Source organism: Pseudomonas sp. BNK-44-b, from assembly GCF_047456245.1.
In the GTDB taxonomy this organism is placed as follows: Bacteria; Pseudomonadota; Gammaproteobacteria; order Pseudomonadales; family Pseudomonadaceae; genus Aquipseudomonas; species Aquipseudomonas machongensis.
Window position 1 is genome coordinate 2934884 of record NZ_CP179908.1, and the last position, 25269, is coordinate 2960152.

Annotated in this window: 25 protein-coding genes; 11 read left to right on the forward strand and 14 right to left on the reverse strand. The window is 62.6% G+C overall.

Annotated elements, in window-relative coordinates:
• Positions 1–8: 8 nt before the first annotated feature.
• The 4 genes from ACMGGG_RS13225 to ACMGGG_RS13240 form a co-directional block, all read right to left on the reverse strand.
• The gene (locus tag ACMGGG_RS13225) at positions 9–881 is read right to left on the reverse strand and encodes an alpha/beta fold hydrolase (protein ID WP_414155635.1); all 873 of its coding nucleotides are present in this window, start codon (positions 879–881) and stop codon (positions 9–11) included.
• Between the two features lie 20 nt (positions 882–901).
• Positions 902–1522 carry a LysE family translocator gene (locus ACMGGG_RS13230; RefSeq protein ID WP_054891533.1) on the reverse strand — a complete coding sequence of 207 codons (621 nt, stop codon included), beginning with the start codon at positions 1520–1522 and terminating at the stop codon, positions 902–904.
• Between the two features lie 101 nt (positions 1523–1623).
• A complete protein-coding gene (locus ACMGGG_RS13235) occupies positions 1624–1827 on the reverse strand; it encodes a helix-turn-helix transcriptional regulator (protein WP_063545237.1) in 204 nt (67 codons plus the stop codon).
• Positions 1824–2198, reverse strand: coding sequence for a hypothetical protein (locus tag ACMGGG_RS13240; RefSeq protein ID WP_065862587.1), 375 nt, complete (start codon positions 2196–2198; stop codon positions 1824–1826). Before ACMGGG_RS13240 ends, ACMGGG_RS13235 begins: the two co-directional genes overlap by 4 nt.
• A gap of 132 nt (positions 2199–2330) precedes the next feature.
• Here ACMGGG_RS13240 and ACMGGG_RS13245 point away from each other — a divergent pair, with 132 nt between their 5' ends.
• Positions 2331–2810, forward strand: a complete 480-nt coding sequence (locus ACMGGG_RS13245; protein WP_054891590.1) for a GNAT family N-acetyltransferase — start codon at positions 2331–2333, stop codon at positions 2808–2810.
• Between the two features lie 532 nt (positions 2811–3342).
• Here the strand turns inward: ACMGGG_RS13245 and ACMGGG_RS13250 are convergent.
• Entirely contained in the window at positions 3343–3870 is a 528-nt protein-coding gene (locus ACMGGG_RS13250; protein ID WP_054891536.1) for an MgtC/SapB family protein, read from the reverse strand.
• A gap of 147 nt (positions 3871–4017) precedes the next feature.
• Between ACMGGG_RS13250 and ACMGGG_RS13255 the strand changes: the two genes are divergently transcribed.
• From ACMGGG_RS13255 to ACMGGG_RS13270, 4 genes are all read left to right on the forward strand, one after another.
• Entirely contained in the window at positions 4018–4257 is a 240-nt protein-coding gene (locus tag ACMGGG_RS13255) for a DUF3203 family protein (RefSeq protein ID WP_414155636.1), read from the forward strand.
• Between the two features lie 121 nt (positions 4258–4378).
• Positions 4379–5785 carry a cytochrome c oxidase accessory protein CcoG gene (gene ccoG / locus ACMGGG_RS13260; protein WP_414155637.1) on the forward strand — a complete coding sequence of 469 codons (1407 nt, stop codon included), beginning with the start codon at positions 4379–4381 and terminating at the stop codon, positions 5783–5785.
• A 48-nt stretch (positions 5786–5833) separates the two neighbouring features.
• A complete protein-coding gene (gene mapR / locus ACMGGG_RS13265) occupies positions 5834–7243 on the forward strand; it encodes a GntR family transcriptional regulator MpaR (RefSeq protein ID WP_054891539.1) in 1410 nt (469 codons plus the stop codon).
• Between the two features lie 47 nt (positions 7244–7290).
• A complete protein-coding gene (locus ACMGGG_RS13270) occupies positions 7291–8979 on the forward strand; it encodes an ATP-binding protein (protein ID WP_414155638.1) in 1689 nt (562 codons plus the stop codon).
• A 3-nt stretch (positions 8980–8982) separates the two neighbouring features.
• Here the strand turns inward: ACMGGG_RS13270 and ACMGGG_RS13275 are convergent, their stop codons facing one another.
• The 4 genes from ACMGGG_RS13275 to ACMGGG_RS13290 all read right to left on the reverse strand — a co-directional run bounded on the left by ACMGGG_RS13275 (position 8983) and on the right by ACMGGG_RS13290 (position 13056).
• Entirely contained in the window at positions 8983–9729 is a 747-nt protein-coding gene (locus ACMGGG_RS13275; protein WP_414155639.1) for an SDR family oxidoreductase, read from the reverse strand.
• 93 nt (positions 9730–9822) lie between these two features.
• Positions 9823–11358, reverse strand: a complete 1536-nt coding sequence (locus tag ACMGGG_RS13280) for a DHA2 family efflux MFS transporter permease subunit (protein ID WP_414155640.1) — start codon at positions 11356–11358, stop codon at positions 9823–9825.
• Positions 11355–12551 (reverse strand): HlyD family efflux transporter periplasmic adaptor subunit, encoded by a 1197-nt coding sequence (locus ACMGGG_RS13285; protein ID WP_414155641.1) that lies wholly within the window; start codon positions 12549–12551, stop codon positions 11355–11357. The genes ACMGGG_RS13280 and ACMGGG_RS13285 overlap by 4 nt, the downstream gene beginning before the upstream one ends.
• 16 nt (positions 12552–12567) lie before the next feature.
• Complete coding sequence (locus ACMGGG_RS13290) at positions 12568–13056, reverse strand: MarR family winged helix-turn-helix transcriptional regulator (protein ID WP_414155642.1); 489 nt, start codon at positions 13054–13056, stop codon at positions 12568–12570.
• A 226-nt stretch (positions 13057–13282) separates the two neighbouring features.
• On the opposite strand from ACMGGG_RS13290, the gene ACMGGG_RS13295 reads away from it, so the two are divergent.
• Positions 13283–14281 carry a FecR family protein gene (locus ACMGGG_RS13295; RefSeq protein WP_414155643.1) on the forward strand — a complete coding sequence of 333 codons (999 nt, stop codon included), beginning with the start codon at positions 13283–13285 and terminating at the stop codon, positions 14279–14281.
• Positions 14282–14389: 108 nt separating this feature from the next.
• Here ACMGGG_RS13295 and ACMGGG_RS13300 read toward each other — a convergent pair whose 3' ends face one another.
• The gene (locus ACMGGG_RS13300) at positions 14390–15727 is read right to left on the reverse strand and encodes an OprD family porin (protein WP_063545243.1); all 1338 of its coding nucleotides are present in this window, start codon (positions 15725–15727) and stop codon (positions 14390–14392) included.
• 224 nt (positions 15728–15951) lie between these two features.
• Between ACMGGG_RS13300 and ACMGGG_RS13305 the strand changes: the two genes are divergently transcribed.
• Positions 15952–16275 carry a DUF2790 domain-containing protein gene (locus ACMGGG_RS13305; RefSeq protein WP_414155644.1) on the forward strand — a complete coding sequence of 108 codons (324 nt, stop codon included), beginning with the start codon at positions 15952–15954 and terminating at the stop codon, positions 16273–16275.
• Positions 16276–16290: 15 nt separating this feature from the next.
• Here ACMGGG_RS13305 and ACMGGG_RS13310 read toward each other — a convergent pair whose 3' ends face one another.
• Entirely contained in the window at positions 16291–17451 is a 1161-nt protein-coding gene (locus ACMGGG_RS13310) for a GGDEF domain-containing protein (RefSeq protein WP_054891547.1), read from the reverse strand.
• Between the two features lie 81 nt (positions 17452–17532).
• Complete coding sequence (locus tag ACMGGG_RS13315) at positions 17533–18417, reverse strand: LysR substrate-binding domain-containing protein (protein WP_063545245.1); 885 nt, start codon at positions 18415–18417, stop codon at positions 17533–17535.
• 104 nt (positions 18418–18521) lie between these two features.
• On the opposite strand from ACMGGG_RS13315, the gene ACMGGG_RS13320 reads away from it, so the two are divergent.
• The 3 genes from ACMGGG_RS13320 (at position 18522) to ACMGGG_RS13330 (ending at position 20804) form a co-directional block, all read left to right on the forward strand.
• On the forward strand, positions 18522–19472 hold the full coding sequence (locus ACMGGG_RS13320; protein WP_414155645.1) for a DMT family transporter: 951 nt from the start codon (positions 18522–18524) through the stop codon (positions 19470–19472).
• A gap of 213 nt (positions 19473–19685) precedes the next feature.
• Positions 19686–20114 (forward strand): RDD family protein, encoded by a 429-nt coding sequence (locus tag ACMGGG_RS13325; RefSeq protein ID WP_414155646.1) that lies wholly within the window; start codon positions 19686–19688, stop codon positions 20112–20114.
• 378 nt (positions 20115–20492) lie between these two features.
• Positions 20493–20804, forward strand: coding sequence for a hypothetical protein (locus tag ACMGGG_RS13330; protein WP_081255254.1), 312 nt, complete (start codon positions 20493–20495; stop codon positions 20802–20804).
• A 239-nt stretch (positions 20805–21043) separates the two neighbouring features.
• Here ACMGGG_RS13330 and katG read toward each other — a convergent pair whose 3' ends face one another.
• Positions 21044–23305: a catalase/peroxidase HPI gene (gene katG, locus ACMGGG_RS13335; RefSeq protein ID WP_414155647.1), complete on the reverse strand. Its 2262-nt coding sequence runs from the start codon at positions 23303–23305 to the stop codon at positions 21044–21046.
• 349 nt (positions 23306–23654) lie between these two features.
• Here katG and ACMGGG_RS13340 point away from each other — a divergent pair, with 349 nt between their 5' ends.
• Positions 23655–24284: an ATPase gene (locus ACMGGG_RS13340; protein ID WP_414155648.1), complete on the forward strand. Its 630-nt coding sequence runs from the start codon at positions 23655–23657 to the stop codon at positions 24282–24284.
• Positions 24285–24287: 3 nt separating this feature from the next.
• On the opposite strand, the gene ACMGGG_RS13345 is transcribed toward ACMGGG_RS13340, so the two are convergent.
• The gene (locus tag ACMGGG_RS13345) at positions 24288–25166 is read right to left on the reverse strand and encodes a DMT family transporter (RefSeq protein ID WP_054891552.1); all 879 of its coding nucleotides are present in this window, start codon (positions 25164–25166) and stop codon (positions 24288–24290) included.
• Positions 25167–25269 lie beyond the last annotated feature (103 nt).

Genomic DNA, 25269 nt, shown 5'->3' on the forward strand with positions numbered 1-25269 from the left:
CACCGGACTCAACCGCGCAGGAACGCCTCGACCGCCTGCGCGGCGCTCACCGGGTCTTCCTGCATGAAGCAATGACCACCCGCTACCTGCCGCTCGCTGACATTGGCATTGAGCGCCACCAGGCGCCGTACCGAATGCGGCACGAATGGGTAGGTGGTTTCACCATGCAGGATCAGCGTCGGCGTGGTGATGCGCTGCAGACTGGGCCACATGCGCGCCGGGAAGGTGCTGAAAATCTCAACCTCACGGCCGGGTCGGCACTTGAGCACCACGCCTTCGCCGCAATCACCGATGGCATGCCCGATATACGCGTGCAGCGCCGCGTCGCTCCAGCCCTTGAAGATCCCCCGCCCCTGCAGCGACGCCAGCGCCGCCTCGCGGTCTGGCCAATGGCTGCGCCGGGTTGCGGCCTTGCGCGCCAGGGCATGACGCCGGTGCAGGCCCACCAGTGCCGCCGCGCCCATCACCCCGATCATGCGTCGGCTGAACAACACCGGATCGAGCAGTACTGCACGCTCGAACAACCCAGGCCTGCTGGCGAGGATCAGCCCGGTCAGCACCCCACCAAAACTGTGTCCGAGCGCATGGCGCGGCACATCGCCAAACGCCTGGCGCCCCGCCTCGAATGCTTCCAGGACCAACTCCGCAGTACGGTTCCAGCCACGAAAGGCGCCGCCGTGATCGCTGTCGCCGTGCCCCTGGACGTCGCACAACCACAGGTCGAAGTGCTCCCCCAGGCGCATCAGCATGGGCTCGTATGCCAGGCAGCAGAAACCGTTGCCGTGCAGAAAATGCAGCAACGGTTTGCCGCTCGGCTCGGAATGCCAACCCCGTAGCGTGAAACCTTCCGAGCAATCATGGGACCAGGGAATCAGCTGCATCGTGTACCGCACTCATCGAACTAGGAAAACGACGATTCTACAAACAGCAGCGGATACAACGAAATCACCAGCAGCAAGGCCATCAGGACATTGAACAGCATCAGCCAGCGCGGATTTTGCAGAAGGTTGCGCAAGGCGCTGCCAAACATGACCCAGATCCCCACGCTGGGCAGGTTGACCAAGGCGAACAGCGCGGCGATGACGATCACGTTGAGCACATAGCCCTGGGCCGGGGTGTAGGTCGTGATCGCACCGACCGCCATGACCCAGGCCTTCGGATTGACCCACTGGAAAGCAGCCGCTCCCCAGAAGCTCAGGGGCTTGCGCGTCCCTGCGGCATCCCCTGAGATCGGCCCGGAAGTGGCGATCTTCCACGCCAGGTACAGCAGGTAAGCGGCCCCCACGTAGCGCAGGATGCTGTACAGCGGCGGCCAGGCCTTGAACAGTTCGCCCAGCCCGAACCCCACGCCCAGCACCATCAGCATGAAGCCGATGCTGATGCCCATTGCATGGGGGATCGAACGGCGCACACCGAAGTTGACGCCGGACGCCAGCAACATGGTGTTGTTCGGCCCTGGGGTGATCGAAGAAACGAAGGCGAACAGGATGAATGCGGTGAGCAGATCGTATGAGCCGAGCATGGCAGGGACTTCCGTCAGGTACTGATTATCGTGTCCTGCCACACTAGCGGAACCCCTCTCGCGCAGACCGGTACAGTTACCTTAAATTAAACCTGTACACATCACTGTACCGCCGCAGAGGGATCGAAGATCTCTTCGATACTCAACTCGAAAACCCCGGCAATGCTGAAGGCCAGCGGCAGGCTGGGATCGTAGCGGCCGGTCTCGATGGCATTGACGGTCTGGCGCGAAACACCGAGCCGCTCGGCCAGTTCGGCCTGCGACCAGCCACGCCCATTTCGCAATTCACGGATGCGGTTGTTCAACGGTAACGCCTCACCCCGATGAAGGTCCCCAGCGCCCACAACGGCCCCATCAGGCTCCAGACCATGAACATCGACAAACGTGGGAAGCCTGCGGTCTCCAGAAAACCGTAGCTGAAGGTCAACAGCGCCGTCGCGACGAACGCCAGCCCCAACGCCTCCAGTTGGATGCGCCGGACCATTTCATCGAGGCTGCGCAGTTGCTGCACCACAGCCCAGGCCATACCGATCATGGCCGGCACCGGCACCAGCGCCACCAGGGTCTTGGCAATGCCTGGTGCCATGGACGCGAGGAAATGGCTGCTGACCAGCACACAGGCCATATAGGCGACGAGGAACAGAACGAATGAAATCACATGACGTTTGTGCAGCATGCCAACAGCCTCGGATGTAAAGTGTGTTTTACATTGAAGGCGAGGTCGCGCGCCATGTCAAGCTTGCTTTACATCTCGGCAAGCCGGCCCAGGCCCATTACCATGGTGCCCGCCAACCACAAGGAAGCCTTCATGAGCCTGACTATCCGCCCTGCCCGTCGCGCCGACGCCGCCCAGATCCTCGCCTTCATCACCGAGCTTGCCGACTACGAGCGCGCCCGCCACGAAGTGGTAGCAACCCTCGCCGATATCGAGCACAGCCTGTTCGATGAAGGCAGCACCGTGCACAGTCTGATGTGCGAGCGCGACGGCACGGCCATCGGCTTTGCCGTGTACTTCTATAGCTACTCAACCTGGCTGGGCCGCAACGGCATTTACCTCGAAGACCTGTACATCACCCCCGAACAACGCGGCGGCGGTGCTGGTCGCCAGGTACTGCGGCACATCGCGCGCGAGGCCGTAGCCAGAGGTTGCGGGCGCCTGGAATGGAGCGTACTGGACTGGAACGAACCGGCTATCGGTTTTTACCAGGCGCTGGGCGCAGAAGCGCAAGATGAATGGGTACGTTATCGCCTGGACGGCGAGCGCCTGAAGGCATTCGCACAGGGGTAAGCCGCGCCCGACCACACGACTGTGTCAAAAGTGTTACCCGGCCCCGCCCACCCGGCAAAAAATCGGGTAACACGGAAACAATTCGCGAGATTTTCAGGTCGTGAAAAATCGCCCAAAATCTCTAAGCCCTTGATTTTAATGGATATTGAAAAGTTGGCACGGCATCTGCTTTATCTCTGGCACAACAAAAATAAAAAAACGTGATACCCCAATAAAAACAACATGCACCGGCTCTGACATAACAAGAACAACACGGCAGAGGCGCAGCAAGCAGATTTTTTTGGAGTAGACACGCGTTCCAGGGGTTCGTCCCCGCGACCTGACGCAGAACAACAAAACTACCTCGAGGTAGCGACTGTCAGGATCGGATCAGCAATGATGAAGGCAGGTCAGCGCTCAAAAAAATACGTTTGCTCTTGGCCCCGGATAGGGGCCCGGTTACACCGAAACAGGCTGACAAAAACAACAACAGGCCGGTTTTCAATAATAAAAAGAGCAGGCAACAACGCTTTGAGGGGAGCTTCGGCTCCCCTCAGTGCTTTGTGTTTTCCTCATTCTTCGCCTCACCACCCTCCCCCTCGACCTTCTCCACCAGCACCGGCATGCTGCTCAACACCAGCAAGGCCAGCACCGTGCTGACCAACGCCGTCGCCTCGCGCCCCATGCCCGCCGCCGTGCCGATCGCCGCCGTCATCCACAGGCCGGCTGCCGTCGTCAGCCCTTTAACGTGATTGGTGTCCTGGCCATGGCCCTTGAGAATGGTGCCCGCGCCGAGAAAACCGATCCCGGCGACGATCCCCTGTATCACCCGGCTCAGCGCCTGTGCATCGGCACCGGCCATGCTCGGTGCCAGCACGAACAGGGCTGCACCCATGGACACCAGCATGTGTGTCCGCACCCCGGCCGACTTGCCCTTGTGCTCGCGCTCGAAACCCAACACCGCGCCAAGCACCGCCGCCATCAGCAGACGCACGAGAATCCGCGTCACCTCGCCTTCATCGGTGATGTCGGTGAACTCTGCCCGTATCGCTTGCCAAACATTCTGCCACCAGGAATCCATGGGTTTCTCCACACCAGCGCGCCGTGGCCTATTGAAAGATTGACCGCTGCGTTTGCCCGGAGTGCGGCAGCATCCGCCCGGCAGAACGATGCAGCAACCCCAAGCTCGCCGTGGTCACACCCGTAACCACCTGCGGAGGGTAACGTCATGCCGGTAGAAATCGACGAAAGCAACCAACGCTGCACACTGATCGGTGACAAGCTGCACATAGAAGGCCTGGGGCCGGAGATCGAGATCTTCACCGATGAACAGCTGCGCATGTCGGTCGCGGTGCTGGCGGGTGAACGCATACCAATCACCGAAGCCGAAGCCGACGCCCTGACCGTGATCGGTGCGGTGGATAGTCGCAGACATCTCAAGAGCAGTGCTCCAGGCTCGGTAATCTGAGGCCTGCAAGGGACTTCTCGTTCATCTGATATGGTTTTTATCGCTCTACCTGAGCCTGTGCTGTAAACAGATCGGGGGCCATAGTGCCCGGGCCTGATCGAGGCCTGATGAGCGAACCACCATGAGCGAGAGAATCCCCTTCCGAATCATCCAGATCGAGCCTGCGGCCAAGACCCCCAAGCGCCACGCAGACGGGCGTATCCAGACCCGCAGCTTCACAGGCCTGTACCGCAACCTGCGGATCGGCTTCGCCGGCCTGTTGTTCGTGTTGTTCTTCGGCACGGCCTGGCTGAACTGGAACGGTCGCCAGGCCGTGCTCTGGGACCTTGCCGACAGCAAGTTCCACATCTTTGCCGCAACCTTCTGGCCACAGGATTTCATCCTGCTGTCGGCACTGCTGATCATCTGCGCCTTCGGCCTGTTCGCCATCACCGTCTTCGCCGGGCGGGTGTGGTGTGGCTACAGCTGCCCGCAGAGCGTCTGGACCTGGCTTTTCATGTGGTGCGAGAAGGTCACCGAAGGCGACCGCAACCAGCGCATCCGCCTGGCCGCCGCGCCCTGGAGCCTCGGCAAGTTCGCCCGCCGCAGCCTCAAGCATGGGTTGTGGCTGGCCATCGGGGTGATCACTGGCATCACCTTCGTCGGTTACTTCACCCCCATCCGCCCGCTGGCCCACGAGCTGCTGACCCTTCAGCTGGGCGGCGTAGCGCTGTTCTGGGTGGTCTTTTTCACTGCCGCCACCTACCTGAACGCCGGCTGGCTGCGTGAAGCCGTGTGCATGCACATGTGCCCCTATGCGCGCTTTCAGAGCGTGATGTTCGACAAGGACACCCTGGCCGTGGCCTACGATCCAGGTCGCGGTGAAAGCCGCGGCCCCCGCAAGAAAGGCAGCGACCGACAGGCACAGCATCTGGGCGACTGCATCGACTGCACCCTGTGCGTGCAGGTCTGCCCCACCGGCATCGACATCCGCGACGGCCTGCAGATGGCCTGTATCGGTTGCGCTGCGTGCATCGACGCCTGCGACGGGGTCATGGACAAGATGGGCTACCCCCGCGGCCTGATCGGCTACAAGTCCGAACACAACCTCCAAGGCGGCCGCACCCACTGGCTGAGACCGCGCCTGCTGGGTTACGCCACGGCCCTGCTGGTCATGATCGGTGCCCTGGTGATGGCCTTGCAGATGCGCCCGATGGTGTCGCTGGACGTCATCAAGGACCGCGGCCTGTTCCGTGAGAATGCCCAGGGCCAGATCGAGAATATCTACCTGCTCAAGATCATCAACAAGACCCAGCATCCCCAGCACTATCGACTGCGTCTGGTCGACGCCGAAGGCTTCGTGCTGCACGGCAGGCAAGCGATATCCATTCCAGCCGGAGAAATGAGCGAACTGCCGGTATCGGTGGCGATGCTCGCCGACCGCCCCACGAGCAGTTCGGTAGACCTCACATTCGAAGTACAGGACAGCGACCAGCCGCAGGTGCACAGCCGTGCACGCAGCCGTTTCGTTGCGCCGCTCAACCGCTGATCCCTTACACTGCCTTGAACCTTGCCTGCCAGGCCGAATAACACAACGATGAAACGCTACGAACGATTCGCCGACGATATCGCCGAACTGATCCGCTCCGGGGTGCTTGGCCCCGGACAGCGTGTGCCCTCGGTACGCTACGCCAGCCAGACCCATGGGGTCAGCCCCTCCACGGTGTTCCAGGCCTATTACCTGCTCGAGCGCCGCGGGCTGATTCGTGCCCGGCCGCGTTCGGGCTACTTCGTCAATACCCACGCACCTCGCCAGTTCAGCGAACCCCAGGCACAGGCACCGGTCAGCGAATCCACCGATGTCGACGTCAGTGCCCTGGTATTTTCCATCCTTGATTCAATCAAGGACCCTCACACCGTCCCCTTCGGCTCGGCCTTCCCCAGCCCCACCCTGTTCCCGCTGCAGCGCCTGGCCCGCTCGCTGGCCAGCGCCAGCCGCGCCATGGACCCACGCGTGGTGGTCACCGACCTGTCACCGGGCAACCCGCAGTTGCGTCGCCAGATCGCCCTGCGCTACATGGTCGCCGGCCTGATGCTGCCGATGGAAGAGCTGCTGATCACCAATGGCGCGCTGGAAGCCCTCAACCTGTGCCTGCAGGCAGTCACAGAGCCTGGAGATCTGGTTGCCATCGAAGCCCCGGCCTTCTACGTGTGCCTGCAGGTGCTCGAACGACTGAAGCTCAAGGCCGTGGAAATTCCCGTGCACCCACGTGAAGGCATGGACCTGGGGGTGCTGGCACAAACCCTGGAGAAACACCCGGTCAAGGCCGTATGGTCGATGACCAACTTCCAGAACCCGGTCGGCGCGAGCATGCCCGAGGCGAAAAAGCAGGCACTGGTCGAACTCCTGCACCGCCACCAGGTGCCGCTGATCGAGGACGACGTCTACGCCGAGCTCTACTACGCCCAGCAAGCGCCCAAGCCGGCCAAGGCCTTCGACCGCGACGGCCTGGTCATGCACTGCGGCTCGTTCTCCAAGAGCCTCGCCCCAGGCTACCGGGTGGGCTGGGTCGCCGCCGGCCGTTTCGCTCAGAAGATCGAGCGGCTCAAGCTGATGACCTCGCTGTGCGCCTCGATGCCGGCCCAGGCCGCCATCGCCGACTACCTGCAACATGGCGGTTACGATCGCCACCTGCGCAAGTTGCGCTACGCCCTGGAAGGCCAGCAGGCCAACATGCTCGCCGCCATTGCCCGCCATTTCCCGGCGCAGACACGGGTCAGCCAGCCCGCCGGCGGCTACTTCCTGTGGCTGGAACTGCCCGAGCAGATGGACGCGCTCAAGCTGTTCCACATGGCCCTGGCGCAAGGCATCAGCATCGCACCGGGGCCGATCTTCTCGCCGACCCGGCGCTTCGGCAACTGCATCAGGCTGAACTACGGCAGCCCGTGGAACGACGCCACGGAGACTGCGATGGAGACACTGGGGCGTATCGTGCGCTCATTCTGAAGGATCAGCCGCTATAGTGAGGCTACCTGCACATGGACGAGCACCCGATGGACGACCCCACTCAACTGCGCCAACAGATCCTGGCCTTGCAGCAGCGCAACGGCGAGCTGGAAAACCGGCTGGCGCAGCAAGCCGAAGTATCGCCCTTGGACAACGTCCTGTTGCGCCGAGTGCACGAGCAACTCGAGCAGCGCTTCGACCAGACCCTGGCCGAACGCCGGCTGTTCATCGAGCTGGTCGATCACAGCTTGGCCAATGTCTTCGTCATCGCCCCGGACCTGCGCCTGCAAGCGATCAACCGCACCGGCCGGCAGACATTCCAACGCCTGCACGGTTTTTGCCTCAGAGTCGGCGATCGCCTGGACGAAGCGCTTGCCGGCCTGCCACAGCCGCTCCAATGCCTGCTACCACTGGTCAACCGAGCGCTGGCGGGTGAAACGGTGATCGAAAGCGTCGCCTTCGACGGGCCGCCCTATCGGCGCCACTACGAGCTGCGGATCACCCCGCTGCACAGCGACGAACGCCCGCCTTTCAGCGCCTGTCTGTTCGCCTACGACATCACCGAGCGCACCCTTGAGCAGGAGCGCCTGCGCGAAGCCGAGCAGGCACTGCGCCAGGCGCAGAAAATGGAAGCGGTCGGCCAACTCACCGGCGGCATCGCCCACGACTTCAATAACCTGCTCGGTGGCATCTTCGGTGCGCTGGAGCTTGCCAAGCCACGCCTGTGCGGGCCGCAGAACGATGAGGTGAGCCGGCTGTTCGGCATCATCGAGCAAAACGCGTCCAAGGCCGCGTCACTGGTGCAGCGCCTGCTGGCCTTCTCGCGCAGACAGACATTGCTGCCCCGCGCCACCGACATCCAGCAACTGGTCGGCGACATGCTGGCGCTGCTGCAGAGCTCGCTGCGCTCGGACATCGAGCTCATCGATCGCACAGCTTCACAGCTGTGGCCAACCTGCATCGACCCCTCGCAACTGGAAAGCGCGCTGCTCAACCTGTGCATCAATGCCCGCGATGCCATGCCCGACGGTGGCACCTTGGTGATTCATTGCGAAAACCTGGAAATGACCCCGGCGCAAGCCCAACGTCTGCGGCTCGCCCCGGGCCAATACCTGCACTTGCGAGTCGAGGACAACGGCCAAGGCATGCCAGCGGAGGTGGCGCAACGAGCCATCGAACCGTTCTACACCACCAAGCCGCTCGGGCAGGGCACTGGCTTGGGGTTGTCCATGGTGTACGGCTTCGTGCGGCAGTCTGGAGGGCAAATGCACCTCGACTCGATTCCGGGCAACGGCACCTGCGTTCACCTTTATTTGCCCAGGGCCGAAAACCTCCCGCCCCCCGAACCGCAGAGCCTGCCGGCCCCGCCCACTGCGCAGTCAATCCTGCTGATCGAGGACCAGGCGGCGATGAAGCTGGTCATCAGCGAGCTGCTGAGCGAGGCGGGCTACGACGTGCATGCCTTCGCCAGCATCGACCGGGCGCTTGCCGCCCTGCGCAAGGGGCTGCGCCCGGACCTGCTGGTCGGCAACATCGCCTTGTCCGACAGCCCCAAGGGTAGGCAACTGATCGAAATGAATGCGGCCCTGACACCTGGCTGCACAGCCTTGCTCATCAACGGCTACGCCACCCAGACGCTGGCAGACCACGGCGGGTTGCCAACAAATATCGAAATCATTTCCAGCCCGTTCGAGCTCAAAGCACTGCTCGAACGGGTGACACACATCCTGGGCTGAAGCTCAGCGCCCGCCACCCAGATCGATGAAGCTGCCGGTGGAATAGGATGCTTTCTCCGACAACAACCAGAGGATCGCCTCGGCCACTTCCTCCGGTTGCCCACCGCGGCCCATGGGCAGGCCAGGTTCGAGCTTGGTGATGCGCTGGGCATCACCGCTCAGGGCGTGAAAGTCGGTATGGATATAACCGGGACGCACGCCGTTGACCCGCACACCCTCGCCCGCCACTTCCTTGGCAAGCCCAAGGGTGAAGGTGTCCAACGCGCCCTTGGAAGCGGCATAGTCGACGTACTCGTTGGGCGAGCCCAGGCGTGCGGCCACCGACGACACGTTGACGATCGCACCACCCTGCCCGCCATGGCGCCGCGACATGCGCAGCAAGGCATGTTTGGCACAGAGCATCGGGCCGACCACGTTGGTTTTCATCAGCTTGAGCAGGCGGAATTCGGACATCTCGTCGACCCGGCTCTGAGTCGCGATGGTCCCGGCGTTATTGACCAGTGCGGTGACAGGGCCCAGCTCCTGGTCGATCCGCTGGAACACCTGGATCACTTCATCCTCGACGCTGGCATCGGCCCGCACGGCGATGGCCTGGGCGCCCAGCCCCCGAACCTCAGCAAGGATGCGTTCGGCAGCGTGATCGTCGGCGTGATAATTGATGCAGATGCGGTAGCCCTGTTGCGCCGCCAACCGCGCGGTCGCGGCACCGATACCGCGGCTGGCGCCAGTGATGAGAATGACCTTGTCCATGAAACTGCCACTGTCGAAGGAATAGACCTGCAAGGTTAGGGGAAAAGCCCCGATCGCGGCAACGGCTGCACGCAGCCGTGCCGCAAGTACACCTCAGTGCCCCGCCGAAGCGGGTCCGGCTTTGGCCGTGAAGGGAGGGCGAGCGAGCCACACCAGCAGGATCAAGGCGCCAAACACCCAGGTCAGCAAGGTGAAGTAGTCCACCGTCGACATCATGTAAGCCTGGCTGTTGAGGATCTGCTCAAGCTGCGCATAGCTCTGCGGACTCGCCCCGCCGAGTTGCTCGAGGGTGTGACGCGTTGCCGGGTCGTACTGACTGATGTGCTCGCTCAGGTAGGCGTGGTGCTGGTCGGCCCGGCGGATCCAGATCCAGGTGGTCAGCGAGGCGGCGAAGCTGCCGCCGAGTGTACGCAGGAACGTGGCCAGCCCAGAGCCGTCGGCAATCTGATGCGGCGGCAGGTCCGAAAGCAGGATGGTCAGGGTCGGCATGAAGAACAGCGCGACTCCGATCCCCATGAACAGTTGCACCATGGCGATGTGCAGGAAGTCGACCTCGCTGGTGAAACCCGCACGCATGTAGCAGCTTGCGCCAATGGCCAGAAAGGCGATCCCTGCCAGCAGGCGCAGGTCGAAGCGATGCGCATACTTGCCGACGAAGGGCGACATGATCACCGGCAGCAGGCCGATCGGCGCTACCGCAAGCCCCGCCCAGGTCGCCGTGTAGCCCATCTGCGTCTGCAGCCACTGGGGCAGGATCAGGTTGATGCCGAAGAAGCCCGCATACCCGCCCACCAACACCAGGGTGCCGATGCGGAAATTGCGGTGCACGAACAGCCGCAGGTTCACCACCGGGTGCCGATCGGTGAGTTCCCAGATCACGAAGATGGCCAGGAAGACCGCGGAGATCAGGCTACCCACCACGATGAACGAGGACTCGAACCAATCCAGGTCGTTACCCTTGTCGAGCACCACCTGCAACGCGCCGACACCGACGATCAGCGTCAGCAGGCCGATGTAATCCATCGGCTGGCGACTGGTGGTCACCGGACGTGTGCGCATCTGCTGGCGTACAACGGCGGCAGCGAACAGACCGATCGGTACGTTGATGAAGAAAATCCACGGCCAGCTATAGCTGTCGGTGATCCAGCCGCCGAGGATGGGCCCGGCAATCGGGGCCACCACCGTCACCATTGCCAGCAACGCAAGGGCCATCCCCCGTTTGGCGGGCGGGTAGACCGCAATCAGCAAGGTCTGGGTCATCGGATACAAGGGGCCTGCGACCACGCCCTGGAGCACGCGAAAGCCCACAAGCTCGGGCATCGACTGGGCAATACCACAGAGGAACGACGCCAGCACGAACAGCAAGGTGGCCCAGATGAACAGTTTCACTTCGCCAAAGCGGCGGCTCAGCCACCCCGTCAGCGGCAGCGCAATGGCATTGCTTACCGCAAACGAGGTGATGACCCAGGTGCCCTGCTCGTAGCTCACCCCCAGATTGCCGGAAATGGTTGGCAACGCCACGTTGGCGATGGTGGTGTCGAGCACCTGCATGAAGGTCGCCAGCGACAACCCAATGGTGGTCAGCAGCAGGCTCGGCGGGGTGAACTGGGCGGATGCGCCGTTGCTCATCGCTGCGCCGTCTTGCCACTGGCGGCGCTGTTGTCATGGATCAGCTGGGCGATCAGACGATCGGCCTCGGCCAACTGACGGTCATACACCTGGGTGGTGTAGCTGGCCTGTTGCGGCGGCTGTTGGGCCAGCGCCGGGCCACTCTGGTCGTGCAGGTCGACCTCGACCACGGTGGACAGGCCGATGCGCAGCGGATGGTCCTTGAGCTGCTCGGGGTTCAGGTGCACCCGCACCGGCACACGCTGGACGATCTTGATCCAGTTGCCCGTGGCGTTCTGCGCGGGCAGCAGGGCGAAGGCACTGCCAGTGCCGGCGCCCAGGCTGTCGACCGTCCCGCTGTACTTGACTTCGCTACCGTACAGGTCGGCGGTGATCTCCACTGGCTGACCGATACGCATGTCACGCAGCTGGGTTTCCTTGAAGTTGGCGTCGATCCATACCTGGTCGAGCGGAATCACCGCCATGGTCGCGGTGCCCGGCTGCAGGCGTTGCCCCAATTGCACGGTGCGCTTGGCGACGTAGCCGGTCACCGGCGCCACCAACGTCGTGCGAGCGTTGTCCAGGTAAGCCTGACGCAGGTCGGAGGCCGCGGCCATCACGTCCGGGTGCGACGACACCACGGTGTCGTCGATCAGCGCAGTGCTGGTGTTGAGTTGCTGGCGGGCGTTGTCCATGGCGCTCTGCGCGGCGGTCAGGTCGTCGCGTGAGTGCGACAGCTCTTCAGCGGCGATCGCCCCGCTGTCAGCCAGGACCTTGCGCCGGGCGTAGTTCTCGCGAGCCTTCTTCAGTTCGGCCTGGCGCGTCTGCATCTGGGCCTTGAGTGCATCGACGTTACTGTACAAGCCGCGCACCTGGCGCACCGTGCGCGCCAGCTTGGCCTCGCTGGCCTGCAGCGCGACCTCGCTGTCACTGGGGTCAAAGCGCAACAGCACCTGGCCGGCATGCACCAGGTCGCCATCGTCGGCGCCGATGCTGGTGACGGTACCCGTCACCAGTGGAGTGATCTCCACCACATTACCGTTGACGTAGGCATCGTCGGTGCTTTCGTGCCAGCGCCCGACCAAGCTGTACCAGGCCCAGCCGGCGGCGCCGGCCAATATCAATACCAGCAGCAGGGCCAGCAGCCAGGTCTTGCGCTTGCGCGTGGCGTCGGGCACTTCGGCGGGAGTGGGTGCATCCGAGGGTGTGGCCATGAGAAGTACCTTTGAATCAAGTCGGATCAGGGGTGCGATCGCCGAAACGGGCAATCGTCAACGGGTCGCTGGCGGCCAAGAGAATCTTTGCCAGCAGCGCCTCGAGGATTTTGAGCTCGTCGGGTTCGAGCGAACCGACCAGCTCGTTCATCGCCATTGCCCCGATCTCCGGCAGACGGTCAGCCAGACGTTGACCGTCGTCGGTCAGCGCCAGCCGCACCTGACGACGGTCGTCGGGGCAGCGGTTGCGCAGGATCAGGCCCTTCTGCTCGAGGCGATCGAGCATGCGCGTCATCGAACCGCTGTCCAGCCCCAGGCAGCGGCACAGTTCGGCCGGGGTATCTACCTGGTACTGGGTCACGATGATCAGCACCTTGAACTGCGCAGCGGTAACGCCATCAGCTTCCAGGTGCCAGTCGAGAATGCGGTCCTTCAATAACGCGGCGCGGCCGAGCAACATGCCAATGGCGCAGGTCTGGAAGTTTTCCGGGGTGAAATGGGCCATCGGCATCGCTCAGAAAAGATGTTAGAAAATATTACTGCCTAGGCAGTTAATGTCAAAGCTTTTATTAGCAGGCTATCTAAGTCGTTGTTCCCTCAGTCCTCTTGGTGTCCCCTATGCCTCTGCGCCGGAAAACCGACAAAAAAATCGCAACTGATAGTCATTCGCCATTATCTTGGTTCTCGCAGGGCCCTTCTGGCAGGTAGAATGCGCAAAACCGGGAGCCGCAATGAACCAAGACCGCCTCACCCCCCTCGACGACGATGCCATCACCGATGCCGCTGCGCACTGGTGCATGCGCGTGCACGCCGAGGACTGCTCGGCCGCCGAGCGTGAGGCGTTTGCCCAGTGGCTGGCCGCCGACACCCGGCATGCCGAGGAATACCAGGCGATGCAGGAGATCTGGCATACCGCCGACATGCTGCCGCGTGTCACCCACGTGACCGAACTGCCTGTGGCCAGGTCCCACCAGCGCAACTGGCGACCACTGGCCTCAGCCGCGGTGATCACCCTGCTCGCCCTGCCCCTGGCCGGCTGGGTTGGCTGGGAGCAAGGCTGGTTGCCCAATCGCTACCAGCACTTCGACAGCGACCAGCAGGTGCGTACGGTGCAACTGCACGACGGCAGCCAGGTCGAGCTCAACTTGAACAGCGAGCTGCGCTACCTCAACTACAAGGACCGGCGCCAGGTCGACCTGATCAAGGGCGAAGCTTTCTTCAAGGTTACCCACGACAGCGAGCACCCTTTCATCGTGCGCGCCGGTCACGGCCAGACGCGGGTCACCGGCACGCAATTCAACGTGTGGAAGTACGAAGATCAGGTCAAGGTGACCCTGGTGGAAGGCTCAGTGCTGGTTTCCAGCAACAGTGGCGAAGGCGGCTACCGCCTCGGCCCCGGCATGCAGGCCAGCTACAGCATCGGTGACTTCGAACCGCAACTGGCCCAGAGCGACGACTATGCCAATAGCCTGGCCTGGCGCAGCGGTCGCCTGGTACTCGACAACCTCAGCCTGTCCCAGGCATTGCCGGTGATCAACCGCTACCTGGACAAACCCCTGTTGCTGGCCGACAGCACTGTCGGCAACATCCGCATCAGCGGCATCTACGACACCCGCGACGTCAACCGCCTGGTGAACAACCTGCCCAAGGTCCTGCCGATCTACCTGACCCGCAACGACAACGGCAGCACGGTCATCAACCGCATCCTGCCGTCCTCCGACAAGGGGTGATGTGCGCTGCCAAATGGCAGCCACAAAAAAGGCGCCTCAATCGAGGCGCCAAGACATTCACCTGCAACCAAAGGAGCGCAAGGCTTCTGAAGGTGAATGGGCTCAAGCTCAAAGGATCGACAACGGATACTCGACGATCACCCGCACCTCATCCAGGTCGGACTCGAACGCCGTCGCCCGGGTGGTCGCCTGGCGTACGCGCAGCGAAAGGTCCTTGGCCGCGCCGGTCTGCACTACGTACTTGACCTCGATGTCGCGCTCCCAGCGCTTCTGGTCGGTCAGCGGATCGCCATTGCCATCGCGACGCATGTAGTAGGCGTTGGCGTTCGAGTAATCGGCGTCACTGCCGCGTCCGTAGCGGGTCATGAACGACAGCCCGGGGACGCCATACCCGGCCATGTTCAGGTCATAGCGCAGCATCCACGAGCGCTCCTTGGGCGAGTTGAAGTCGCTGTACTGGATGGAGTTGTCAAGAAAGATCGAGTCGGACTGGCGCAGGTAATCGAAATCGTCGTCGCCATTGTTGCGTTGGTGGGTCAAGGCGACGGTGTGGGCGCCGTAACGCACACCGAGCTTGGCGCTCCAGATGTCGTTGTCGAAGGTGCCGAGGCGTTTACGCCCTTCGTCCTTGGCGTTGTAGACGTTGAAGCCACCGATCAACGCCAGCTCTTCGCTCAATGGCCAGGTAACGCTGGTACCGGCGTAGTACTGGTTCCACACATCCTTCAGGCGACTGCCGAACAGACTGACGCTGACATGTTCGTTGATGGCATAGTCGCCGCCGCCATAGGCGATCCATGGCGAGTCCACAGGCCCGCCATAGAAGGTTGCGAAAGATTCGCGCATGTCGCTGGACATCGGCTGGCTCATCGCATGCAGGCGCCCGGCCTGCAAGTTCAGGCCCGCCAGGCTGGTGTTCTCGACGGTCACGCCGCGAAAGCTCTCCGGCAGCAGGCGTGAATCGCCCGCCGCGACCACCGGGTTGGCCGGAAACACATCGCCCACCCGCAGCACCGTGTCGAACACCCGCACCTTGGCCGCGCCGCCGAGCTTGCTGTATTCGTCACGCGCCTGGCCGTCGCGATCCACCGGCAGTACATCGAACGAGCTGCGTCCACCGTTGCGCCCACCTCCGGTGTCGAGCTTGAGCCCGAGCATGGCGAAGGCATCGACCCCTACCCCCACGGTGCCCTGGGTAAAGCCGGACTCGAAGCGGGTGATGACAGCATGCGCCCAGGCTTCGGAATAGCCATTGTCGGGCGCCTTGGCTCTGTTATAGGTCGGTGCCACCGCGTCGCGGTTGTCACGGTTGAAGTAGTAGTTGCGGTTCAGCACGCTCAGGCGGCTGCCCTCTATGAACCCTTCTTTCGTAGCGTCCTCGGCCCACGCCGAAGGACCGGCCAGCGCCACCAGCGCGGCCAGGGAAAGTCCCGGACGATATCTCATGCGATGCTCCTTCGATAACGGCTGTTGTTCTTGTCAGGCCGTTTCGCAGGTGCGTTCGCGGCCAGCATCGATGCTCGCCGCAGGTGGATAACGGGAAGGTGATCGGCACATTACAATGGCGTCATGCGTGCGGACCTTTCACAACTGTAAGGCTGTCGTCATGCCCTTGTTGGCTGCTGCTCGCTAGCGTGATCCGGAAACCACAGCCCTTCCGGAGACACCCCATGAAACGACTGAGCACAGCAATCGCCCTGCTCCTGCTGGCCTTCGGCGCCCAGGCCACCGGCTTTTCCGGTCAGCGCAGCGAGCAGTTGCTGCAGGCCCACCAGCAAGCCGTGGCCGCCTACGCCATCAAGCGCGACAAGCCCATGCCGGAGATCGTCGACTACCGCTATGGCATGCCACTGGATGTGGCGCGGCTGGTGCGCCAGTCGGGCGACCCGCGCACGTGCGAGGTGGTAACGCGCCTGATGACCTTCGAGGATAGCCAGGGCACCCTGCGCACCGTGCGTTATTCGGTGCAGTCCGAGTGCATCAACAACAAGTGAAAACCCGCTGCCGGCTCAATCGCCCGTCAAGGTCAGGTCCACCAGGCGCATGCTGTCGCGTCCACTGCGCTTGGACTGGTACAGCGCGGCATCGCTCTGCTCGATCAGTGCCGTGAGGCTGGCCGGCGGCTGATCGAACAGGTTGGCACCGATACTCAGGGTCACCGCCATCGGGGTGACGAAGGATTGTGCAGCGATGTCCTGGAAGCGCTCGCGCAGTATCGTGCCCAGCACCTCGACTTCGTCGCGGCGCGCATTGCCCAGCAGAATGACGAACTCATCACCCCCCAGTCGCGCTGCCAGGGCATTGGCCGGCAGCAGGCCACGAATGGTTTCGCTCAGCGCCACCAGCAGCCGGTCACCTGCGGTATGGCCGTAAAGGTCGTTGACCAGCTTGAAGTTGTCGATATCGATCAACAGCACGGCGCCAGGGCGCTCGTGGCTTGTCGCCCGCAGCAACACCGGCGCACGCACTTCCAGGGCGCGGCGGTTGAACAGCGCCGTGAGCGGATCACGCGCGGCCAGAAGCGCGATGCGCTCCTCACGCCGGTAGCGCTCGGTGCCGGTCATAGACAGGGCGATCAGCATGATCGCCATCGCCCCTTCGATCAGCGAAATCTGGATGATTTCACCGCGAAATGCCGCAAGGTCGATCAAGGTTCCCGGAATCACCACGGTCAGGGCCTTGATCACGTAGAACAGCCCGTGGATCAGCATCACGTAGCGCAGTTGCACCGCCCCCACACTCAGCGACACACCGTGCGGACGCAGCAGGAAACTGGCACGTAGCGACACCAGGGCCACCAGCAGCGAATTGACCACCAGCATGATCTTCGACCACGACGGCCCTTCCGGCAGCAGCAGCAGGCTCACCCACAGCAGCACGACCAGCAGCCAGCCCCGTGACAATCGCACCTCGGTGAAACGGGCAACGCCCAGCAGGAAGCAGAAATGCGCGAACACCAGCATCCCATTGGCGAACCAGATACCAATCAGCAGAAAACCGTTCATGCGCAGCAGCGCGAGGGTAGAACCAACGGTGATGGTGGCGAAACCGGCACTCCAGTAGAGCAACGACGACTCGCGCACACTGCGCCATTCGATCGCCAGGTATAGCGCAGCTGCTGCCGCAAGGGCGACGGTCAGGGCCAGGAGGGTTGGGGGGTCGAGCGTCATTGACCGGCGTGCCTGTCTTGGAGGGCAAAAGCGGTGATTGTAAGCGCTCCGGCCAGGATTGCAGAGTGCCACCTCATCGGATTACTGCCCGGAAAGGAAGGTAACCAGTTGCCTGGCGTGGGAACTGAGGCCTTCCCAACTGCGAAAGCAGATGCGCAGCTCCAGAGTCGCCCAACGCTCCTCCAGTGCCACCCTGCGCACCGCCAGCTCCTGCTCGGCACGCACGGCCGCGATCTCCGGGACAATCGCCAGCCCGGCGCGCTGGGCCACCAGCTGGGCGATGGCCTCGAAGCTGGGCGCGCGCACGCGAATCTTCAGCGGCATGGCGAGGTTCATCGCCAGCTCCTCGACAAAGCGCTGCATGGCGCGCTCTGCCGGCAGGCAGACGAAGGCATGATCCAGGGCATCGACCAGACGCAGTTGCTCACGCGTCGCCAGTTCATGATCGGCAGGCACCAGCAGCACCAGACGCTCGGTGCGAAACGGCAGCGACACCAGCCCATCGTTGACCAGGTTGCCGTCGAACACGCCGATCTCGCACTCCCCAGCCAGCACCACCCGCAATACATCGACGCTCTTGTGCTCGACCAGCAGCAGGTCGACCTCGGGGTAGTCGGCCAGGAACGGCCCCAGTACCGCCGGCAGCAAGGTGCTGTTGGTGACCGTCGAGGCCGCCAGGTGCAGGTTGATTCGACGCTGGCCGGCCAGCTCCTTGAGCGTGTCCTGCAGTTTCTGCGCCTCGCCCAGCACTCCACGGGCCGACTCCAGTACCAGTCGTCCAGAAGGGGTCAACTGCATACCGTCAGCCCTGCGGGTGAACAACATCAGACCGCTGCGCTCCTCGAACAGGCGCAAGCGTGTGCTTGCCGCCGACACTGCCACTGGAAAACTGGCCGCGGCCTTGCTCAGGCTGCCAGTCGCAGCGATGGCAGCCAGCAGACGCAAGTCCTGAAGATCGAAGTGCATGGGGGTTTCTCCAAAAGCGAACGCCATGTTCCAGAAAAAGCGATTCTAGCTTTCGAGCCTTCTATTCAGAATAAGCCTCTGACTTATTTTGTTGCGGATTCAGCATGAACAGCCTGCGTATCTCACTTGAGCGACACCTGCGAAGCGGAAGCCTCTATGCCGTCCTGGCCGCCCTGGGCTTCAGCTTCAAGGCGATCTTCGTCAAGCTCGCCTACGCCGCGGGGCCGGTGGATGCAGTGACCTTGCTGGCGCTGCGCATGGGCCTGTCGCTGCCGCTGTTCGCCTGGTTGGTGTGGGCCAGTCGTGGCTCGGCGAGCACCCCGCCGACCCTGGGTGACGGGTTTCGCGTGGCTGTGCTCGGGCTGCTGGGCTACTACCTGTCGAGCCTGTTCGATTTCTACGGTTTGCAGTTCATCAGCGCGGGGCTGGAACGCCTGATTCTGTTCACCTACCCGACCCTGGTGCTGGTCTTCCAGGCCATCGCCCTGCGTGAGCGCCCTACCCCGCGCACCCTGGTGGCGATGGGGTTGTGCTACCTGGGGCTGGGGATCGCCTTCGTGCATGACCTGGGCACCGCCGGCGGTGGGCACGCAGTGCTGATGGGGTCGCTGTGGGTGTTCGCCAGCGCCGTCACCTACGCGCTGTATTACTCCGGTACCGGAGTGATGCTCAAGCGCATGGGCTCGATGCGCATGGCCGGGCTGTGTGGTTCGGCCTCGTCGCTGATGGTGCTGGCGCATTACCTACTGGTGGCGGATGTCACCCAGTTGGCGCAATTGCCCGCTGCAGTGTGGGCCAACGCGGCGATGATGGCGCTGTTTTCCACGGTACTGCCGATCTACTGGGTGGCCCTGGCGATCCAGCGCCTTGGCCCGACACACACTGCGGCGGTCGGCAACCTCGGGCCGGTGCTGACCATGCTGGCGTCCTGGGCCATCCTCAGCGAGGCGATCTCGGGCTACCAGATTGCCGGGCTGGTGCTGGTGTTGCTGGGGGTATCGCGGCTCAAGCCGGCGAAGCCCAAGGTGGCCGAGGCGCAGAAGGCTGTCGCCTGAGACGTGTGATGGCGATCGCTTTACCGGCTAGATACAGTAGAGCACTCAGGAGAAGGGAACCCGTGAATAAGCCAAACGAACACCAGGAGGATCTCTAAGTGCATAAATCGGCGTCCTGCATTACTCGGGTCACATGCCCATTCCTAGAGAAACCAAGCCCGGCCAAGCACTGAGCCCTTCTCGCATGACAAACACCACAGCACGGAGCACCTGATGGAAGTCTCAAGAACGTCCCTTCTAATGAAACGCATAGGGGCGTACATCATCGATTACGGAGCAGTCGTCCTGCTCGGCCTCGGGCTTGCTAATCAAGAGACCCTATTGTTCGCAGGGCTTGAACTGGTCTTCGTCCATCTATTCCTATATCCCCTGTGCGAGTGGCTTTTCAAAGGTAGAACACCAGGAAAGTACGTCTTTGGACTGACCGTCATCAACGGAGCAGGCGGGCCGCCAACGCTTGTTCAAGCTCTGATCCGAGGGTTCATGAGACACATTGACGTACCTCTGGGGATCATAACGATCTTCATCTATACGCAGTCCGCACGGTGCCAGCGGGTCGGTGACATGCTGTCTAGAACCTATGTCATACCGTCCAAGGATCTAGCCCAGCTCCGTGCGACGATACAGGCACCAAGCCTCTGAACAGCAGGTGATTCCATGCCCGGCCAAGCGCCGGGCTTCTTTCGCACGCAAGGACCAATGGATGCCAACAAGCGCTCAGGGACGAGTTGCCCTACTACGCCAGGATGCTGGTGTCAGAAGGATACCGAAGTAGGAAAGCTCGGACAGGTCGAAAGTGATGATGGAGAGGATGGCCTTCCCATGGATCACTCTGAACTTGAAATTGTGGGGTATTACGAGTATTGGTGGCGGCTTCAAAAAGTAAGGAAGCTCAATTCAATGTCTTGCATGAAATGCATCTGCCTTGGCGCTCTCGCAGTCGCAACTCTCTCGGGATGCGTTACCGCGCCCACTTGGGTTAACAGGGGCCCAGTGGATCTAGACGCCTGGAACGGTCAGATGAATTGCTATACCGATGCCAATATCATCGACGGCAAACGGGTGGAAGGTACGATCTGCGCCACTGATGAGTCTGGTTTCTTCGGAGGCGGCGAGCCGGAGGTCTTTTTCGGGCCTTGGAATCGCAAATTCATGAAAGAGTATGCGAGCGCAACGACTTCTGGTGTCACTAAGGATTGGGAGGGCAAAAAGGTGCTCTTGCAATGCGCCCCCACGCTCGCGAATGATAACAAAACAGTCACGAAGCGCTTTTGCAAAGTCACAGTAAACGATCAGTTGCTGGTTAGCGCGACCGTCAAGTACGTGCAGTAAAAACTAGGCCTCTCGGGCCTGACCACACTCAGCCCGGCCGGAGAGGCTCGCTTGATCGCCTCCCAGTCGGGTTGCTTTGTAGTCATTGGAACATTCTGAACCTCGAAATCGTGGCCGGTAGCCGGTATTGGTAAGGATGCTAGGTTGATGGGCGCTGGACGCCCTCCGCTGGCGTGGGAGCCGGAGGGCGCGCAGAAGCACCTTGTTCGGGTAATGCCAACGTTATGGCAACATCACCTCTACACCCCGCGATTTAATTCGAAACGATCCAACTCCATCACCTTCACCCACGCCGCCACGAAGTCCTTGACGAATTTCTCCTTGGCATCGCTGCTGCCGTACACCTCGCTCAACGCCCGCAACTGGGCGTGAGAACCAAACACCAGGTCGACCCGCGTGCCGGTCCATTTCACCTGCCCGGTCTTGCGGTCACGGCCTTCGAAGGTCTCGTTGTCAGCCGAGGTCGGCTTCCATTCCACGCTCATGTCCAGCAGGTTGCGGAAGAAATCGTTGCTCAAGGTGCCAGGCTTGTCGGTGAACACCCCATGCTGGCTGCCACCATGGTTGGCGCCCAACACCCGCAGGCCACCGACCAGCACGGTCAGTTCCGGCGCGGTGAGGGTCAGCAACTGGGCCTTGTCCAGCAGCAGCTTCTCGGCCTTGACGCTGTACCTGGCCTTGGTGAAGTTGCGCAGGCCGTCTGCCAGCGGCTCCAGCACGGCGAACGACTCGACATCCGTCTGCTCCTGGGAGGCATCGGTGCGACCCGGCCGGAAAGGCACGCTGACAGTGTGCCCAGCGTCCTGGGCGGCCTTCTCGACCGCAGCGGAGCCCGCCAGCACGATCAGGTCGGCCAGCGAAATCTTCTTGCCGCCGCTGTTGAATTCGCCCTGGATTTTCTCCAGCACCTTGAGCACCTTGTCCAATTGCTGAGGCTGGTTGGCGACCCAGGAGCGCTGAGGTTCCAGGCGCAGGCGCCCGCCGTTGGCGCCACCGCGCTTGTCCGAGCCACGGAAGGTCGAAGCTGCCGCCCAGGCGGTGGACACCAGTTCGGCAACGCTCAGGCCCGAGGCCAGCACCTTGGCCTTGAGCGCCGTGATGTCCTGCTCGTCTACCAGCGGGTGATCGACCTTGGGGATCGGGTCCTGCCAGAGCAGTTCTTCCTGCGGGTTTTCCGGGCCCAGGTAACGGGCCAGCGGCCCCATGTCACGGTGGATCAGCTTGTACCAGGCACGGGCGAAGGCGTCGGCCAGTTGCTCGGGATGCTCCTTGAAACGCCGGGCGATCGGCTCGTAGATCGGGTCGAAGCGCAAGGCCAGGTCAGAGGTGAGCATCATCGGTGAATGGCGCTTGGCCGGATCGTGGGCATCGGGCACGCTGTTAGCCCCCTTGCCATCCTTGGGACGCCATTGATGGGCGCCCGCCGGACTCTTGGTCAGTTCCCACTCGAAGTTGAACAGGTTGTTCAGGTATTCGTTGCTCCAACGGGTCGGGGTCGAGGTCCAGGTCACTTCCAGGCCGCTGGTGATGGTATCGCCACCCTTGCCAGTGCCGAACTTGTTGGCCCAACCCAGCCCTTGAAGCTCGAGCCCTGCGGCTTCAGGTTCGGCACCGACGTTGTCCGCAGGGCCTGCACCGTGGGTCTTGCCGAAGGCGTGGCCGCCCGCGATCAGGGCCACGGTCTCTTCGTCATTCATCGCCATGCGGCCGAAGGTCTCGCGAATGTCCTTGCCCGAAGCGACCGGGTCAGGATTGCCCTCCGGGCCTTCGGGGTTTACGTAGATCAAGCCCATCTGCACGGCTGCCAGCGGGTTTTCAAGGTTGCGCCCTGCCGGCTCGGTGCGACTTTGCTCCTCTGCATGCTTGGCAGGCTCGGCCACCAGATCACCTTTACCGGGCGGCTGGGCCTTGCCGTAGCGGGTGTCGCCCCCCAGCCAGACCTTCTCCGAGCCCCAGTACACATCTTCGTCCGGCTCCCAGACATCGGCGCGGCCTCCGGAGAAACCGAAGGTCTTGAAGCCCATCGACTCCAACGCGACGTTGCCGGTGAGCACGATCAGGTCGGCCCAGGAAATCTTGTTGCCGTATTTCTGCTTGATCGGCCACAGCAGCCGCCGGGCCTTGTCCAGGCTGACGTTGTCGGGCCAGCTGTTGAGCGGGGCGAAGCGCTGCTGACCGGAGCCCGCGCCACCGCGGCCGTCCGCGATGCGGTAGGTGCCTGCGCTATGCCAGGCCATGCGGACGAACAGCGGGCCATAGTGGCCAAAATCCGCAGGCCACCAGTCCTGGGAGTCGGTCATCAACGCGGTGAGGTCTTTTTTCAGGGCTTGGAAGTCAAGGCTCTTGAACGCCTTGGCATAATCGAAATCCGGGTCCATCGGATCGGACTGGCTGCCATGCTGGTGGAGAATCCTGAGGTTGAGCTGATCGGGCCACCAGTCACGGTTGGTGGTGCCGCCGCCTGCGGTTTGATGGAACGGGCATTTCGATTCGTTCGACATCTGCGGGTACCTTATGGGTCGGTTGTCCAGATTTCTGGTCTATGCCAGGTGTTCTGCAGCCCGAGCCGCAAGGCTCGTGCCTTCTCTTCATCAGGTGATGGTCGGTCTGTTGCCGACGCAGGCCCGCGGCGCTGCACGCGCAAATCGCGAGGCCACGGGAAAGACTAGCCCAGCATGGGCAGAGGTCTAATAGAGCGATTATTGAAGGGCGATAGGCTGGGTCTGTCAGGCAGACGAGGCAGCCGCGCCCCATCGACATCGTCGATAGCGACCATGAATATCTTCAAGTTCCACCGCTGGGCCCGGAGGCGGAAGATGGCTTCATTGAACCTTCGATGAGGCATCGATCATGGCATCGATCAGCAAAGGCGGCATGCTCGCCGCGATTTTGGCCCTGCTGGCCGCTCTGGGTGGCTGTGCCGCCTCGGCCACCTCGCAGGTGGCGCAACCCTACGGTCACTTCTACTCGGCCACCGAGTTGTCCAGCGTGTCGCTGAAACCGGGCCAACACGTCGCCGTGCTGTTGGGCCGCAATGCCGCTGCCACCCTGGACTACCTGCAGCGCCATCGCGAGGTCCCTCCTTCAGTGCCTGGCGCCTCGCGTGCCGTGCAAGTGGCCACGCTCAACGGTGGCAGCCAGGCTTATGGCTGGCTGGCCCAGTCGCTGGCGCAAACCTTCGCCGAGGTCACCTTCTACGACGATCTGGACACCCTGCTCGCCGATCGCCCCGACGTGATCGTGCTGCTCGATGCCCAGAGCCGGCTCGCCAGCGCCAACAGCCCGGACATCGAAACCCAGGTGGTCGCACGCTTCTACGACGACCAACTGACCTACATCGGCCGCGCCGAAGGCCAGGCCCGTGAAGCGCTGCCCAGCGACACGGCGAATGTCGCTCGCCAGTTGCAGGTCGAGCAAAACGTGCAGGCCGACGCCCTGCGCAGCTTCGACGCTTCGCTCAAGGCCCTGGTCAAAGGCTGACGGTCACTTGCGCCGCTGCATCCAGGCAGCACCAAGGCCGCTCAGGCAGATGATGGCGATGCCCACGATACTGGTGGTATCGGGTACCTGGCCGAACACCACCAGGCCCAGCACACCCGCAAACACGATCTGGCAGTAGCTGAACGGCGCCAGCAGCGCCGGCGCTGCATGGCGGAAGGCCTTGGTCAGCAGCAGGTGGGCGGTCATGCCGCAACCGCCAAGGGCGAGCATCAGCAGTACGTGTTGCCATTGCGGTGTCTGCCAGAAGAACGGCACCAGCGCACTCATGATCAGGGTGTTGCACAGGCCTGCGTAGAAGTTGCTGGTGGTTGGGCTGTCATGGGCGGCCAGAATCCGGGTCAGCAGCTGGTAGAAGCAGAAACCCAGGGCCGAACCGAAGGGAAACAGGATCGCCGGGGTGAACATCGCCCCGCCCGGATGCACCACCACCAGTACCCCGATGAACCCCATCACTACCGCCAGCCACTGGCCGAGCGTGACCCGCTCCTTGAGCAGCGGAGCCGACAGCGCAGTGACCAGCACCGGGGCGAGAAAGTTGACCGACGTGGCCTCGGCCAGCGGCAGGTACTGCAGGCCCGCCGTGAACAACAGGCTGGTGCTGAGCAGGCTCAAGGCACGCAAGGTCTGCAGCAACGGACGCCGGGTGCGCAGCACACGCAGCCCCGCCTGGGGCATGAAGATGCCGGCCATCAGCAGCGTATGCACCACATAGCGCGCCCAGACCACCATGATCACCGGGTAGATACCACCGAGGAATTTCGACAGCCCATCGTGGCTAGCGAACAGGAAAGTCGCGGCCACCACCAGGGCGATGCCGCGCAAGGGGTGGTTGACGCCGGACAGCGGGGTGCGGGTGGTCATGCGGATCTCTGGGTAAGACGAACCTTGCGAGTTTAGAAGAGATGGGGCGCCGGATGGCAAGTGTTTTTGCCCGCGTCAGGGCGAGTTTATCCGCGAAGCAGAC